Here is a 15,269-nt window from a genome sequence, read left to right as displayed (position 1 = left end):
CGTACCCTGGGTGCGTGCCTGCGACCGCCACCGCGACCCACCGGACGACGCCCGTCGTCCGCCCCGTCGTGCTGCCTGTCGCGGAGTGGGCGGAGCTCGACCGCGCCCACGCCGAGCGCGCGGACGCGCTCACGGCCGGGTGGCGGCACCGCAAGCCGCTCGGGCAGAAGCACGCGATCGAGGACTTCCTCTTCACCTACTACCCCACGCGTCCGGCCCAGCTCCGGCGCTGGCACCCGGGGCCGGGCGTCGTGCTGGCTCCCCCGACCGCCGCGAGCGGTGCGGTACCGGGCACCGACGCGGCGCCCGACCCTTACGCCGACCGCGCCGGATGGCGCTGGTACCGGCGCACGCCCGACGGCCTCGCGCTCGACACCGACGCGTTCCTCGCCGACCGCGGCGACACCGTGCGGTACCTGCGCGCCCTGCTCGACGCCACCGCGTCGCGCCCGGGCCGGTTCGGCTGCTTCGGGCTCCACGAGTGGGCCATGGTCTACCGCGACAAGGCGGCCGGGCGCGACCACCGGCACCCGCTCCCCCTGCGGCTCGGGCACGAGGGGACGGACCGGGTCGTCGAGGACCACCCCGTGCAGTGCTCCCACTTCGACGCGTTCCGCTTCTTCACGCCCGAGGCCGGTCCGCTCAACCGCCTGCGGCCGACGCGCGAGACGCAGCCGGCCCTGGAGCAGCCGGGGTGCCTGCACGCGACGATGGACCTCTACAAGTGGGCGCTCAAGCTCACGCCGGCCGTCCCCGGGGACGTCGTGCTCGACGCCTTCGAGCTCGCGCGCGACGTCCGCGTCGTCGACATGCAGGCGTCGCCCTACGACGTGTCGTCGTACGGGCTGGAGCCGGTGGCGATCGAGACGCCCGAGGGCAAGGCCGAGTACGTGCGGCACCAGCGCGCGTTCGCCGCCCGCGGGGCGGCGCTGCGCGAGCGGCTCGTCGCCGCGTGCGACGCGCTGCTCCCGCCGGACGGCGTGGCCGCCCGCTCTCCCCGCTGACGCGCCGACGCGCAGACGAGACCGGCGTCGCGCCGGCGACGGCTGTGACCGGCGACCGGCCCGCGTGCGAGGATCGCCCGCGTGAGCCGCGCCGAGACCATCGCCGAGATCCCCACGGGCCCCGTGGCCGTCCCCGCCGTCGTCCGCGCGCTCGCGGGGGACGACGCCGTCACCCCGGTCTGGCGCAACACCGTCGGCGGGCTGACGTTCCGTCTCGACCCGCGCGGCGGCGAGGCCGCGCGACCGGTCCGGTACGCGAAGTGGGTCCCGGCGGGCGTCCCGGAGATCGACCTGGCGGGAGAGGCCGAGCGGCTCGCGTGGGTCGGCGACCGGACCCCCGTGCCGCGCGTCCTCGACCAGGGCGCGGACGACGACGGCTCGTGGCTCGTGACGCAGGCCGTCGCGGGGCGGTCGGCGGTCGAGGCGCGCTGGACAGGCGACCCGGCGGTCGCGGCGGTCGCGATCGGCCGCGGGCTGCGCGCGCTGCACGAGGCGCTCCCGGTCGCGTCGTGCCCCTTCACCTGGTCCGTCGCGCAGCGTGTCGCGAACGCCGACGACCGGCTCGCACGGGGGCACGGGCCCGACGAGTGGTTCCCCGAGCACCGCGGTCTGGCCGTCGCCGAGGCGCGCGCCCGGCTCGACGACGCTCCCCCGGTCGACCGCCTCGTCGTGTGCCACGGGGACGCGTGCGTGCCGAACACGCTCCTGCACGACGACGGCACGTTCGCCGCGCACGTCGACCTCGGGTCGCTCGGGGTCGCGGACCGCTGGGCGGACCTCGCCGTCGCGGCGTGGAGCACGGAGTGGAACTACGGCCCCGGGTACGACGGCCACGTCTACGCGGGCTACGGCATCGACCCCGACCCGGAGCGCATCGCGTACTACCGGCTGCTCTGGGACCTGTCCTGACGGCGGGGTGCGGCGCGCCGTGCGCCGTCAGCGACGCGGCTGGTGGGCGGCGACGCCCTGCTCGGCGAGCTCGGCGGTCTCCGCGATCCGGCGCGCCCGGGTGTCGGGCCGCTTCGCCTCGACGATCCAGCCGAGGATCGAGCGCCGCACGCCGGGCGTGAAGGCGTCGAAGCGGGCCCGCGCGTCGGGCCGCTCGCCGAGCGCCGCGGCGAGGTCGTCGGGGACGACGAGCGCCTCCGCGTCGTCGTGCCGGGTCCAGGACCCGTCCGCCCGGGCCGCTTCCACGACGGCGCGCCCCGCGTCCGTGAGGCGCCCGTCCGCCTCGACGCGCGCGACCCGCTCCTTGCTGAGGCGCGTCCACCGGGAGCCGGGGCGGCGGCGCGTGAACCACAGCGCATGCCGGTCCTGGTCGACGGTCGCGGCCTGCCCGTCGATCCAGCCGTAGGACAGCGCCTCCTCGATCCACGGCTCGTACCCGAACGTCGGCCGGCCGCTCTCGCGCCGCCACGTGAGGAGCCAGACCCCGGGCTCGGGGTCGTCGTGGTGCGCGGCGAGCCACGCCCGCCACTCCGCGGGGGTCTGCGCGTGGAACGCGGGCCGGCCCTGGTACTCCTCGGTCACGGTGGCGCCTCCGTCGTCGGTCGGGGCTCCAGCGTGCCCGGTCCGCCGCGGAGGCGCCAGGGTGCCGACCCGGAAGGCGCCCCGTCGGCGCCTCCCGGGTCGGTGGTGCGTCCTGCGGTCAGGAGCAGGACGGGACGGTGACGACCTGCTCGACGGTCTGCGTCCCGTCCGCTCCCGTCGCCGTGACGGTGACGTCCAGGTCGCCCGTCGCGGACCGCGCGGCGAACGACTGGTACGCGCTCGCCCCCGGCGCGACGCCGACGAACGACCTCGTGCCCAGTGACGACGCCAGCTCGACGTCGACGGCCGCGTCGGAGACGTTCACCGCGCGGACCGCGACGTAGGGCTTGCCGGCGAGGCAGCGCGGGCTGACCTCGACCTCGACGAGCACGACGTCGGCCGGCTCCTCCAGGGCGTCGACGGCGCCCTGGAGCGCGAGCCGCGCGTCGTGCAGCGCCTCGTCGGACGCCGCCGCGTCGTCGAGCGTCCCGGTCGCCGCGGCGAGAGCCGTGCGGAAGGCCTGCCAGGACTCGGGGCTGTACCCCTCGTCGGTCAGGGCCTCGGCGCTCGCCACGAGGTTCTCGAGCCGACGGCGCTCGGCGGGCACGAGCTGGTCGGTCGCCAGGCCGAGGCGCCGCGCCCGCTCGTCGGCCTGCGCCTGGGTGGCGCCGGCGTCGGCGAGCACGGACCGTGCCGCCGCGAGCTCGCGTGTGAAGACGCGCGCGTCGATCCGGCCGTACCGCGCGATCTCCGCCTCGGGCGTCCCGGCCGCGTCGACCACCGCCGCGAGCGCCGCGGTGTCGGTCGGCGGGACCTCGACGTCGTACGCGTCGGTGAAGAAGCGCATGCTGTCGAGGTTGGCGACGTACGGGTGGTCGGCGTACGCCTCGGTGGACAGGCGCACCCACACCTGGTGCTTGCCGCGCACCGTGCTCGGCAGGTCGACGACGGCGGTCCCGTCCGTGGTCCAGCTCGACCCGGTGTTCGCCAGCGGGACGGTGACGAACGGCTCGCCCGGGTTGGCCGGGTCGAACGCGTCGAGGTACACCGACAGGGCCGAGTTCTTCCCGGACCGGTTCGCGTTGTGCACGTAGCGCACGGAGAGCTGGTCGAGCGCGGCGGAGCCGAGGTCGATCTCGCCGTAGGCGAGCCAGTCGCCGTCCGCGGTGCCGCCGACGTTCGTCACCGGACCGCTCGTCCACGTCGAGCTCTCGTTCTTCAGCCCGCGGCCGGAGTTCGACGTCCAGGCCTCGGACTCGACGACGACCGACGTCGGGCCGCCCGGCGCGAACGTCAGGCTGTCGAGGTTCGCGACGTACGGGTGGTCGGCGTACGGCTCGGTCGACAGGCGCACGAACACCTCGTGCGTCCCCTGCACCGTCTCGGGCAGGACGACGGTCGCGGTCCCGTCCGCGGTCCAGCTCGACCCGGTCGTCGGCAGCGGCACGGTGACGAACGGCTCGCCCGGGTTCGCCGGGTCGAACGCGTCGAGGTACACCGACAGCGCGGAGTTGTTCCCGGACCGGTTGGCGTTGTGCACGTAGTGGACCGACAGCTCGCCGAGCGGGAGCTCACCCAGGTCGACCTCGCCGTAGGCGATCCAGTCGCCGTCCGCGGTGCCGCCGACGTTCGTCACCGGACCGCTCGTCCACGTCGAGGACTCCTTCTTGAGCCCGCGACCGGAGCTCGCGGTCCAGTCCTCGGCCTCGATCGTCACCGTCGGGGACTCGCCCGGCTGACCTGGGGCAGCCGGGTCCTCGGCGCTGAACCGGAACCAGTCGAAGTTGCCGACCCAGCTCCGCCCGGACGGCGCGAGCAGCTCGAACGTGACGACCTGCGCGTCGACGAGCGCCTGCACGTCGCCGAGCTCCGCCGTGACCTCGGTGTACTTGCCCCAGCCGCTCGTGCCCTTCAGGTCGACGGTCGCGACCACAGGGCCGCTCACGTCGCCCGCGTGCACGCGCACGGTGCTCGGCGTGTCCGTCGGGGCGAAGCTCGTGTCGTACCGGACCGTGAGGAAGCGCGGCGGGGTGTCCCCGGCGGCGGTCTCGAAGGTCATGTCGCGGTACTGCACCCACGACCCGGAGCGCACGCCGCCGAGGTTGCCGGACGAGCTGTTCGCCTCGTTCTTCAGCTCCCCGCCCGACCACGCCTCGGACTGCTCGGCCTCGAGCGTGCGGTACCCGCCGCCCGTGAGGTCGAGCGCGTCGGCCGCCGCACCGAGCCGGTCGGCCGCGAACCGCAGCGCGATGCTCGTCGCGGCCTCGTCACCGAGGGCCTCCTGCGCCTTCGTCAGCGCGGTGGAGAACCGGTCGAACGTCACCGAGGAGTAGTTCCCGTGCCGCACGAGCACGGCGTCGTCGACGAGCGCGGCGAGCGCGTCGCGCTCGGCGGACGCCACGGACAGCCGCAGGGGCGAGCGCACCGAGACGCCCTGTCCCTGGAGCGACGCCGCGGCGACGCCGTCGGCGAGCGCGGCGTCGCGCAGGTGCACGAAGAAGCGCGCGTCGGCGGACGCCGTCCCCGTCAGGGAGACGGTCAGCGCGGTCGGCGACGCGACCGTCACGGCCGCCGTGACGCCGTCGGGCAGCCCGACGACGCTCGCCGTCCCGCTCGTGACGAGGTCCGTGCCGGCGGGCGCGGCGAGGCGGGCGCCGTCGAGCGTGAGCGTCACGGTCGCGTCGAGCGCGCCGCCGTCGCCGGTCTGCACGGTGGTCGGTTCGGCGCTGACGCGCGGTCCCTCGGCCGGCTCGTCGGTCGCGGTACTCATCGAGAACGCGGGCGCGGTGTCCGTGCCCCAGTCGCTCGGCTGCTCGCCCATGCGGAACGCGAGGTCGGCTCCCCCGACCACGGTGGCGTAGTCGACCCACGTGTTGCCGAACGTCGCGCCGTCGAGCGTCGCGGACTGGACGTAGAACGCGTCCTCGGAGACGCCGTCGGCCGTGACCGTGAAGGCGCTGCCGTCGTCGTAGGTGATGGTCGTCGAGTCGAAGAACGGCGACCCGACCTGGAACTGGGACGAGCCCGCGGTCACCGGGAACAGCCCGACGGCCGCGGCGACGAACATCGTCGACATCGTCCCCGCGTCGTTGTCCATCGTGGGGAGCATCCCGCGCGGGTCGAGCCGGTAGACCTTCGTCCTCACGGGCGGCGTGAACTCGCCGCCGCCGCTCGGGACGGCGCTCGAGGAGCCGGTCGCGATGTACCGGTTCCAGGTCTCCTTCGTGTAGATCGCGCGCGCCCACTTCTGCGTGAGGCTCGGCTCGCCCGTGTAGTTGAACAGGTACGGCGCCTGCAGGTCGATCTCGTTGGCGTTCGAGTGGAGCATGGCCTTGCCGTCGTCCGGTGCGTGCTCCCCGAACATGTGGCGCATCGCGAGGCGGGCCGCCTCGGGGCCGCCCATCGCCTCGACGAGCGCGTCCATGTCGTACGCGTCGTACCAGTGGTACTGCCAGAGCGTGCCCTGGTAGAGGCTCGCGGCCTCGAAGCGCTCGTGGTCCGCGCTCTGCCACGAGCCGTCGGCGGCACGCGGGGTGAGGAGGCCGACCGGCGTGCCGTCGGCCGCGGTCCACGCGCCCGGCTTGGTGAGCTTCTCGATCGGCCACGACGCCTGCTCGCGCAGCGTCTGGGCCTCGTCGGTCAGCCCGAGCTCGTCCGCGATCACGGACAGGCCGTACTGGTCGTAGCCGCGCTGCACGGACGCGCCGGGGTTGCCCGCCACGTAGCCACGCCGGAGCTCGTCCGCGCTGTACTGCCCCACGAGGCGCTGCAGCGCCGGGTACGCCTCGTCGAGGCGGTCGAACCCGTCGAAGCCCTTGGCGATCGCGTCCGCGACCACGACCGACGACCGCTCCCAGCGCACCGTCGGGACGGAGTGCACGAACCCGCCGAGCCCGCCGCCGGTCCCCGTCGCCTCGGCGTCCGCGAACAGGTAGACCAGCGACTGCACCATGTCCCGGTACAGCGCCGGGTCGATGTACGCGATGACGGAGAACTTGCGGAAGTCGTCCCACGTGGCCCACGAGTCGTAGTACGTGAAGCCCTGCGCGGCGTGCACCGCGCCGTCGACGCCGCGGTACGTGCCCGAGGTGCTCGTCGCGTTCATCGGCATGGCGAACATGCGGTAGAGGTGCGTGTAGAAGAGCTGCTGGAGCTCGCCCGTCGGGTCCGTCGCCGTCGACGCGTCGATCGCGACCCGCCCGAGCGTCGCGTTCCACTCCGCGCGCGTGCGGTCGCGGATCGCGTCGAACGACAGGTCGCCGAGCTCGACCTGCTGGTCGATCCGCGCCTGCTCGACGCTCACCGGCGACAGGGTGACCTGGAGCCCGATCTCCCCGGCGTCCGCCGGGTCGAACGTGAGGATCGCGCCGGTGTCGACGCCGTCCTGGGCCGTCGCGTCGACGAGCCGGTCGTCGTCGCCCCAGGTCTGCACCGTCGCGGGCTGGAGCGTGCGCGCGGTGTAGTACAGCGTGTAGGCCGCGTTGTAGAAGTAGCCCGTGACCTGTCCGGACAGCTCCACGGTGCCGTCCGCGCGCGTCTCGACCTGCACCGAGGACGACCGGCGGCTCGTGTTGTTCGTCTCGAGGTCCACGACGAGGCTCGGCGTCGAGCCCGCGGGGAACGCGTAGCGGTGCACGCCCGAGCGGGTGGTGGCCGCGACCTCGGCCTCGATCGTGCCCGGCGCGCCAGTGATGGCGCCGTCCGTGCCCGCGACGTTGCCGAGTTCGACGGAGTAGAAGCCCGGTCCGGCGTCCTCGTCGTCGTGCGAGAACGGGTGCGCGTACGTGCCCGTGCCGGGGCGCGCCGTGTACGACCCGGACGTAGGCACCACGAGGAGGTCACCACCGCCGCCGGAGCCCCCGACCCCGTCGAGGTTGGTGTGCGTGAAGCCCGAGATCTTCGACTGCGCGTAGTCGTACCCGGTGTTGTTGCGGCCCGGGGTCGTGCGCGGGTTGACCTTCGCGAGGCCGTTCGGCGCCTGCGCGGCGGGCATGTCGTTGCCGTAGTCGCCCTCGGTGCCGACGAAGACGTCGACCAGGGACGCGTAGTCGGCCGACGGCGGCTCGGGGGCGGCGCTCGCGGCGGTCGTTGGCGCGAGGCCGACGACGGCGAGCGCCACGGCGAGCGCGCCCGCGACCAGCCGCGGGGCGGGTCGGCGCGGGCGGTCCGGGGTCGCGGGGGTCACGGGTCTGGGGTGCAGGGATCGGGGGGTCGGCAGGCTGGGGGCCATGGTGTCCTCGGGCAGAGGCCGCCGGCGGGGGCGCCGGGGCGGCAGGGTCGGTCAGGGGGTGGGATGGCGCGGAGGGCCGGGGCGGGCCCGCGCCACCCTGTCAGGGGCAGGTGACGAGCGGGTGATCTGCGGGTGACCGCAAGGGGTGCTCCCTCCGTCCCACGGCGGCGTGGGCTCGGTGGTCGTCGGTGACGCGGAGGCCGGACGCGCGTCCCGTGCACGTCCGGGGCTACCCTCGCACACGTTGACAGCGCTATCAACCCCCGTCTCGCTCCTCGCCTATCGCCCCGGGCTGCGGCCCGGCGACCCGCCTGCGCGACACCTGACAGACTCGTCCCGTGACCACCACGACCGGCCGCACCCCGGCTCTCCTCGCGCACGTGCCCGCCCCGACGGGCAAGGCCCCCGACCCGGACGCGCTCTACGAGGGGTTCACCACGTGGGCGACGGAGCAGGGCCTCGAGCTCTACCCGCACCAGAGCGAGGCGCTCATCGAGCTGGTCACCGGCTCGCACGTCATCCTCTCGACGCCCACCGGGTCGGGGAAGTCGCTCGTCGCGATGGGCGCCCAGTTCGCGGCGCTCGCCGCGCACCGCTCGGGCCGCGGCGGCCGCACCTACTACACCGCGCCGCTCAAGGCGCTCGTCAGCGAGAAGTTCTTCGCGCTCGTCGCGGCGTTCGGCTCCAAGAACGTGGGCATGACGACGGGCGACTCCGCCGTGAACCCCGACGCGCCGATCATCTGCTGCACGGCCGAGATCCTCGCGAACATCGCGCTGCGCCGCGGCGGCGAGAACGCCGGTGCGGACGACGAGGACGCGATCTCGCAGGTCGTCATGGACGAGTTCCACTTCTACGCCGACCCGCAGCGCGGCTGGGCGTGGCAGGTGCCGCTGCTCGAGCTGCCGAACACCCAGTTCCTGCTCATGTCCGCGACGCTCGGCGACACGACCCGGTTCGTCGAGGAGCTCGAGGAGCGCACCGGCCGGCCCGTCGCCGAGGTGACCACCGCGCAGCGGCCGGTCCCCCTGCACTTCAGCTACGTCGTCGAGCCGCTCACCGAGGTCATCGAGGAGCTCGTCAGCACGCGCCGCGCGCCCGTGTACGTCGTGCACTTCACGCAGAAGGACGCGGTCGAGCGCGCGCAGTCCCTGCTGTCGATGAACGTCGCGACGAAGTCCGAGAAAGAGGCGATCGCCGCCGAGCTCGGCGACTTCCGCTTCGGCACCGGGTTCGGCAAGACGCTCAGCAAGTTCCTGCGCCACGGCGTCGGCGTGCACCACGCGGGCATGCTGCCCAAGTACCGGCGCGTCGTCGAGCGCCTCACGCAGGCAGGTCTGCTCAAGGTGGTGTGCGGCACGGACACGCTCGGCGTCGGCATCAACGTGCCGATCCGCACCGTGCTGCTCACGAGCCTCGTGAAGTTCGACGGCGAGCGCATGCGCCACCTCACGGCACGCGAGTTCCACCAGATCGCGGGGCGCGCGGGCCGCGCCGGGTACGACACCGTGGGCGAGGTGCTCGTCATGGCACCCGAGCACGTCATCGAGAACCGCAAGATGCTCGCCAAGGCGGGCGACGACCCGAAGAAGCTCAAGAAGATCGTCCGCAAGAAGGCGCCGCAGGGTTCGGTCAACTGGACCGACGCGACGTTCGAGCGCCTGCGCGACGCCGAGCCCGAGCCGCTGACGAGCCACTTCACCGTCACGCACGCCATGGTGCTCAACGTCCTCGCGCGCACCGCGCAGCACGGTCGCGGCGGCCAGGCCGACGCGAGCGACCCGCGCCGCGACCCGGTCGAGGCCATGCGCCACCTCCTCCTCGCGAACCACGACACCGAGTCGCAGCGCCGCGAGCACGTGCGCCAGACGTTCCGCATCTACCGCTCGCTGCGCGTCGCGGGGATCGTCGAGCGCGTGCGCGTCCCCGACCCGTCGCGCCCTGCGGGCTACCGCCCGAGCGTGCGCCTTGTCGGCGACCTGCCGCGCGAGTTCGCGCTCAACCAGCCGCTGTCGCCGTTCGCGCTCGCCGCCCTGGACCTGCTCGACGTCGAGGGCGCGACCCACGCACTCGACGTCGTCTCCGTCATCGAGGCGACGCTCGACGACCCGCGCCAGGTCCTCTACGCCCAGCAGAACGCCGCCAAGGGCGAGGCCGTCGCCGCGATGAAGGCCGAGGGGTACGAGTACGAGGAGCGCATGGCGCTGCTCGAGGAGATCACGTGGCCCAAGCCGCTCGAGGAGCTGCTCGCGCCCGCGTTCGCGATGTACAAGCGGTCCAACCCGTGGGTCGCGGACGCCGAGCTCTCCCCCAAGTCCGTGGTCCGTGACATGGTCGAGCGCGCCATGACGTTCGCGGAGTTCGTGTCCGTCTACGGGCTCGAGCGCACGGAGGGCGTGGTGCTGCGCTACCTCGCGGACGCCTACCGTGCGCTGCGCCAGGTCGTCCCCGAGGAGCACCGCACCGAGGAGGTGCAGGAGATCGTCGAGTGGCTCGGCGAGCTGGTGCGCGGCGTCGACTCGTCGCTCCTCGACGAGTGGGAGCGCCTGGCGCACCCGGTCGACGACGACGCGGACACCGAGGTGGGCGACGGCCCGCTCTCCGGGGCGGGGGCCGAGGCGCCGACGCGTCCCGTCACGGGCAACCCGCGCTCGTTCCGCCGCCTCGTGCGCAACGCGCTGTTCAAGCGCGTGGAGCTCGCTGCGCGCGAGGACTACCGCGCGCTCGGCGCGCTCGACGGCGGCGCGGGCTGGGACGCGGACGCGTGGGGCGACGCGCTCGACCCGCTCTTCGAGGACCAGGGCGACGACGCGATCGGCATCGGGCCCGGGGCCCGCTCCGCGGCGCTGTTCCGCGTCGTCGAGGCGGGCGCCGAGCTGCCCGCGGGCCACGAGGGCCCGACGGCGGAGCACGCCCCCGGCGGCGTGGTGCCCGCGGGCACGTGGCTCGTGCGGCAGGTGCTCGACGACCCGGCGGGCGACCACGACTGGGCGATCACGGCGAGCGTCGACCTCGCGGCGAGCGACGAGGCGGGCGAGCCCGTGGTGACGGTGCTCGCCGTCGGGCCGCTGTAGGCCGGGCGAGACCGGAGGGCGCGCCGGCCCCCGCCCTCACTCGACCGGCAGGAGCCCGCGCCGCCCGAAGACCTCCTTCGCGACCGCGGTCGCGTTGAGCGCGCGCGGGAAGCCGCAGTACACGGCCGACTGCAGGAGCGCCTCGACGATCTCCCGGGGCGTCAGCCCGACGTCGAGCGCGGTCCCCACGTGGATGTCGAGCTGGGCCTCGCACCCGCCGAGCGCGGCGAGCATCCCGAGGGTGACGAGCTGGCGGTCCCGCGGTCCCAGGTGCGGGCGCGCGTACATCTCGCCGTACGCCCACGCCGAGATCTGGTGCTCGAGCTCGGGCGAGACGTCGGCGAGCGCCTCGGCGATGGCGGCGGGCGCCGCCTCGTTGACCGCGCCGAACACCGCCCGCCCGTGCTCGTAGCGCTCCGCGCGCGTCGTCGGCCGGTCGTCCGTGGAGTTCCCCTGCGTCACGCGGAGCAGGGTAGAGGACGCGCGGCGGTCGCGGTCGACGGTCTCGCGCCACCGGTCGCGCTCCGGCGGCGGCACCCTACGGTGAGACCATGAGCGACACGCCCCGTACCGGTCGGCACCCCGGCGAGCCCCACCACCCGGAGAGCACGGGCTCGCGGCTCAACCGGCTCCGGGCGGGGGTGCTCGGCGCGAACGACGGCATCGTCTCGACGGCGGGCGTCGTCGTGGGCGTCGCGGCGACGAGCACGTCGATCCCCGTCATCGCGACGGCGGGCGGCGCGGCACTGCTCGCGGGCGCGCTGTCCATGGCGGCGGGCGAGTACGTCTCGGTGAGCACGCAGCGCGACACCGAGAAGGCGCTGCTGGCGACCGAGCGCCGCGAGCTCGCGGAGATGCCGGACGCGGAGCTCGACGAGCTCGCCGGCATCTACGAGGCGAAGGGCCTGACGCCCGACCTCGCACGCCAGGTCGCCGTCCAGCTCACCGAGCGCGACCCGCTCGCCGCGCACGCCGACGCCGAGCTGCACATCGACCCCGACGAGCTCACGAGCCCGTGGGAGGCCGCGGTCGCCTCGATCGTGTCGTTCACCGTCGGCGGGCTGCTGCCGCTCGCGGCGATCCTCCTCGCCCCGGCGACCATCCGCATCCCGCTCACCTTCGTCGCCGTCGTGCTCGCGCTCGTCCTCACCGGCTGGGGGTCGGCACGCCTCGGCAACGCGCCGACGCGCCGCGCGACGGTCCGGACCGTCGTCGGCGGCGCGGTCGCGATGGGCGTGACGTACGCGATCGGCTCGTTGCTCGACGTGAACGTCTAGCGCGCCGCTGCGGCAGAATCGGGCCGTGGCCAAGAAGACGAAGTCCTCCGCGCACGCCGGCACGCCCGCGGTCGCCCTCCTCGAGCGCGAGGGGGTCGCGCACACGCTCCACCCGTACGAGCACGACCCGTCGAGCGAGCTGTCCTTCGGGCTCGAGGCGGCCGCGGCCATCGGGGTGCCCGCGGAGCAGGTGTTCAAGACGCTGCTCGCCGTGGTCGACGGCGGCCCGCTCGTGGTGGGGATCGTGCCGGTCGACCGACAGCTCGACCTGAAGGCGCTCGCCAAGGCCGCAGGCGGCAAGAAGGCGAGCATGGCCGAGCCCGCCGCGGCCGAGCGCGCGACGGGCTACGTCGTCGGCGGGATCTCGCCGCTGGGCCAGAAGCAGCCCCACCGCACGTTCCTCGACGACAGCGCGCTCGCGTTCGACGCCGTCTACGTCTCGGGCGGGCGCCGCGGGCTCGACCTGGGCCTGGCGCCCGCGGACCTGCTGCGCCTCACCGCGGGCACGGCCGCCCCGATCGCGAGGTAGTACAGCACTCCTGCGGCTCACCGCGCGTGTCGGGGGCGATGGCTACTCTCCCGACCAACACATGTGCCGATGGTCGGCCGTTCAGGAGCAGCAGGGGTGCACCGTGGAGTCTTCATCCAACGTGTCAGCGGGCTCGCGCGCGGTCGGGTATCAACGAGTCAGTCAGAGGCGTCAGGCAGCTCGCTTCGGCCTCGTTCGCCAGGAGAACGCAGTCCGTGCCTACGCGGACGACAGTTCCTGGCGCTACCTTCGATCCTTCGTCGACCTCGGTGTCTCACGACTCTCCGCGCCCTCCCGACGGCCTGGGTTCTCGGCGCTCGTGACCGCTGCCGAGCGACACGACTTCGAGGTCGTGGTGATCGACAGCATCGACCGGCTCGGTTCAGGACGAGACATCTGGGACACCGTGGACGCGTTGGCCGCCGCTGGGGTCGCGCTCGCCGTGTCGTCGCTGAGGGTCGACGACCTGTGCCGGTTGGGGCGCGCGGTGGTGGAGGTCCTCGCTGCACGCGCTGCTGCCGAGGTGGATGACATCCGCCGTCGGACGCAAGGTGGACTTCAGGCAAAGGCGCAATCGACCGGCGCCCCTCACATCGGCGGAAGACCGCCTTTCGGGTACCGCGTCGCCAGAGACCAGCTCTCGTCACCGCACCTCGAGATCGACCAGTCGGAGGCTCGGACGATCACCGAGACGGTCGACCTCGTTCTCCGCGACGGCGTGTCGTTCGCCGCGGCGGCAGCCAGGCTCAACATCGAGGGTCGACCAACCCGTTCGGGACGCCCCTGGACCGAGGGCAACCTGCGGAGCAGGGTCCTCTCCACCGCGACCATCGACGCCGTCATCCACTTCCGGGGGCGGCATGCTCTCCGTGGACGGGACGGCGAGCCGCTCTGGGGCGAGAGCGTCAGGATCTCTCTACCGAGAATCGTCAGCGAGAGCGACGCGGACGCGCTCGTAGCACGCTTTCGTCGAACAACCCCGTCGCGAAGGCGCTCGGCGTACCCACTCTCCGGGAGGATGACCTCTCCGTGCGGCAGGACGTACACGGGCGCCGACTCGAGCACACTCTCCTGGGGCTACCGTGGATATCGCTGCAGGGGCCGCTACCAGGCCGACGTTCCTCCGTGCGCATGCGCGTCACTCGATGCCGACCTCGTGGAAGACCACGTCTGGCTCTCAGTCTGCGACATGGTGGAAGCTCGTGGTGCCGACGACCTTGTTGAGCACGTGTCGAGTCTTGCAGCTGACGACGGGACGCTCGGGTCCTTGCGCGCGGTCAAGCGGCCCGAGCTCCGCCACGTCGCGTTGAACGTACTGGACGCCACCGTGGCGGTCCTCGAGGACCGCGAAGCCCGTCGCGGAGGAGCCCCGTGTGCCGCCGAGGTGTGGCACAGAGAGCACGGAATCGGCGTATTGCCCCGGGATCTGTCGGATGAGGAGTGGGGGGCCATCGCTCCTCTGTTCTCCCGAGGGCGAGGAGACCGCGCCCGCAGGAGCGTTGACGCGATCTTTGCCAAGGTCCGCACGGGCGCCTCCTGGCCGACGCTGCGCGCCGCCTACGGCTCGACGAGCACCGCGTCCCACCACTTCGCCGACTGGACGCGGGACGGGACATGGGAGAACGTCTGCCATGCACTCGGCGGAGCGCTGTGTGCGGACGTAGCGGCCTCTCGACAGCTACCCATACTCACCATCTCTCTCGGCGCGTGGAGGGAGGAGGGCTCGATCCAGTCGCTTGGCGATGCACGAGGAGTGACTACCTAGACTGGCCGCATGCCCCTCCCCGAGCCGTCGTCCGTGCTGCCCGCGCAGATCGCGCAGAACCTCGCCCGGGTGCGGACCCGGGTGGACGACGCCGCGCGCGCGGCCGGGCGTGCGGCGTCGGACTTGCGGCTGCTCGTGGCGACGAAGACCCAGCCTGCCGACGCGGTCCGCGCGGTCGTCGAGGCCGGTGCGGACCTGATCGGCGAGAACCGCGTGCAGGAGCTCGTCGCGAAGGCGCCTGAACTCGCCGGCCTCGTGGCGGCGGGGCGGGTCGAGGTCCACATGATCGGGCACCTCCAGCGCAACAAGGTGAACCAGGTCCTCGCCACCGCGACCGGGGTCGAGAGCGTGGACTCGCTCGCGCTCGCCGAGGCGCTCGCGGCGCGCTGCGCGCGCGACGGCCGCGTGCTCGACGTCCTGGTGCAGGTCAACGTCTCGGGCGAGGAGTCGAAGTCGGGCGTGCGGCCCGACGATGCGCCCGCCCTCGCGACGGCGGTCGCCGCGCTCGACGGACTGCGGCTCGCAGGCTTCATGACGATCGGCGCGAACTCGCCCGACGAGGCCGTGGTGCGCGCAGGCTTCGCGCGCCTGCGTGCGGTGCGCGACGCCGTCGTGGGGTCGGGCGCGCCCGGGACCGCGGACGCCCGCGCGCTGTCCATGGGCATGAGCGGCGACCTGGAGCTCGCGGTCGCCGAGGGCGCGACGATCGTCCGCGTCGGCACCGCCGTCTTCGGCCCTCGCCCCACCCCGCCGAGATAGAGCCCCGGTCAGCCGAGGGAGGGGCCCGGTTGACCGAGGTAGAGGCCTGGTCGCGACCAGGGTTCTACCTCGCGGTACCCGGCCTCTGCCTCGGCGGGGTG

General features: G+C 73.7%; 10 protein-coding genes. 7 read left to right on the top strand and 3 right to left on the bottom strand.

Annotation, left to right across the window (positions count from 1 at the left end; genetic code table 11):
• The first annotated feature begins 14 nt into the window (after positions 1-14).
• Both B8281_RS09985 and B8281_RS09980 read left to right on the top strand, forming a co-directional pair.
• Positions 15-1,004, top strand: coding sequence for a 3-methyladenine DNA glycosylase (locus B8281_RS09985; protein ID WP_369824886.1), 990 nt, complete (start codon positions 15-17; stop codon positions 1,002-1,004).
• 81 nt (positions 1,005-1,085) lie between these two features.
• On the top strand, positions 1,086-1,913 hold the full coding sequence (locus tag B8281_RS09980) for an aminoglycoside 3'-phosphotransferase (protein WP_085387629.1): 828 nt from the start codon (positions 1,086-1,088) through the stop codon (positions 1,911-1,913).
• Between the two features lie 27 nt (positions 1,914-1,940).
• On the opposite strand, the gene B8281_RS09975 is transcribed toward B8281_RS09980, so the two are convergent.
• Positions 1,941-2,534 carry a YdeI family protein gene (locus B8281_RS09975; RefSeq protein ID WP_043655099.1) on the bottom strand — a complete coding sequence of 198 codons (594 nt, stop codon included), beginning with the start codon at positions 2,532-2,534 and terminating at the stop codon, positions 1,941-1,943.
• 118 nt (positions 2,535-2,652) lie between these two features.
• Complete coding sequence (locus B8281_RS09970) at positions 2,653-7,719, bottom strand: glycoside hydrolase domain-containing protein (RefSeq protein ID WP_198163046.1); 5,067 nt, start codon at positions 7,717-7,719, stop codon at positions 2,653-2,655.
• Between the two features lie 383 nt (positions 7,720-8,102).
• Between B8281_RS09970 and B8281_RS09965 the strand changes: the two genes are divergently transcribed.
• Complete coding sequence (locus tag B8281_RS09965; RefSeq protein WP_085387627.1) at positions 8,103-10,838, top strand: RNA helicase; 2,736 nt, start codon at positions 8,103-8,105, stop codon at positions 10,836-10,838.
• Between the two features lie 36 nt (positions 10,839-10,874).
• Here B8281_RS09965 and B8281_RS09960 read toward each other — a convergent pair whose 3' ends face one another.
• Entirely contained in the window at positions 10,875-11,300 is a 426-nt protein-coding gene (locus B8281_RS09960; protein ID WP_085388710.1) for a carboxymuconolactone decarboxylase family protein, read from the bottom strand.
• Positions 11,301-11,389: 89 nt separating this feature from the next.
• On the opposite strand from B8281_RS09960, the gene B8281_RS09955 reads away from it, so the two are divergent.
• The 4 genes from B8281_RS09955 (at position 11,390) to B8281_RS09940 (ending at position 15,168) form a co-directional block, all read left to right on the top strand.
• Positions 11,390-12,115, top strand: coding sequence for a VIT family protein (locus tag B8281_RS09955; RefSeq protein ID WP_031316729.1), 726 nt, complete (start codon positions 11,390-11,392; stop codon positions 12,113-12,115).
• A 25-nt stretch (positions 12,116-12,140) separates the two neighbouring features.
• Positions 12,141-12,644 carry a Cys-tRNA(Pro) deacylase gene (gene ybaK, locus B8281_RS09950; protein WP_085387626.1) on the top strand — a complete coding sequence of 168 codons (504 nt, stop codon included), beginning with the start codon at positions 12,141-12,143 and terminating at the stop codon, positions 12,642-12,644.
• A 61-nt stretch (positions 12,645-12,705) separates the two neighbouring features.
• Positions 12,706-14,409, top strand: a complete 1,704-nt coding sequence (locus B8281_RS09945; protein WP_081600202.1) for a recombinase family protein — start codon at positions 12,706-12,708, stop codon at positions 14,407-14,409.
• Positions 14,410-14,418: 9 nt separating this feature from the next.
• Positions 14,419-15,168, top strand: a complete 750-nt coding sequence (locus B8281_RS09940) for a YggS family pyridoxal phosphate-dependent enzyme (protein WP_085387625.1) — start codon at positions 14,419-14,421, stop codon at positions 15,166-15,168.
• Positions 15,169-15,269 lie beyond the last annotated feature (101 nt).

The sequence above is a fragment of the Cellulosimicrobium sp. TH-20 genome (assembly GCF_002105775.1).
Taxonomy (GTDB): domain Bacteria; phylum Actinomycetota; class Actinomycetes; order Actinomycetales; family Cellulomonadaceae; genus Cellulosimicrobium; species Cellulosimicrobium funkei.
Note: the sequence above shows the minus strand (reverse complement) of the source record. Positions and strands in the feature narration are given on the sequence as shown.

Coding starts and splice junctions, on each gene's coding strand:
- B8281_RS09955 (WP_031316729.1), top strand. CDS start 11,390: ATGAGCGACACGCCCCGTACCGGTCGGCACCCCGGCGAGCCCCACCAC.
- B8281_RS09945 (WP_081600202.1), top strand. CDS start 12,706: ATGTGCCGATGGTCGGCCGTTCAGGAGCAGCAGGGGTGCACCGTGGAG.
- B8281_RS09940 (WP_085387625.1), top strand. CDS start 14,419: ATGCCCCTCCCCGAGCCGTCGTCCGTGCTGCCCGCGCAGATCGCGCAG.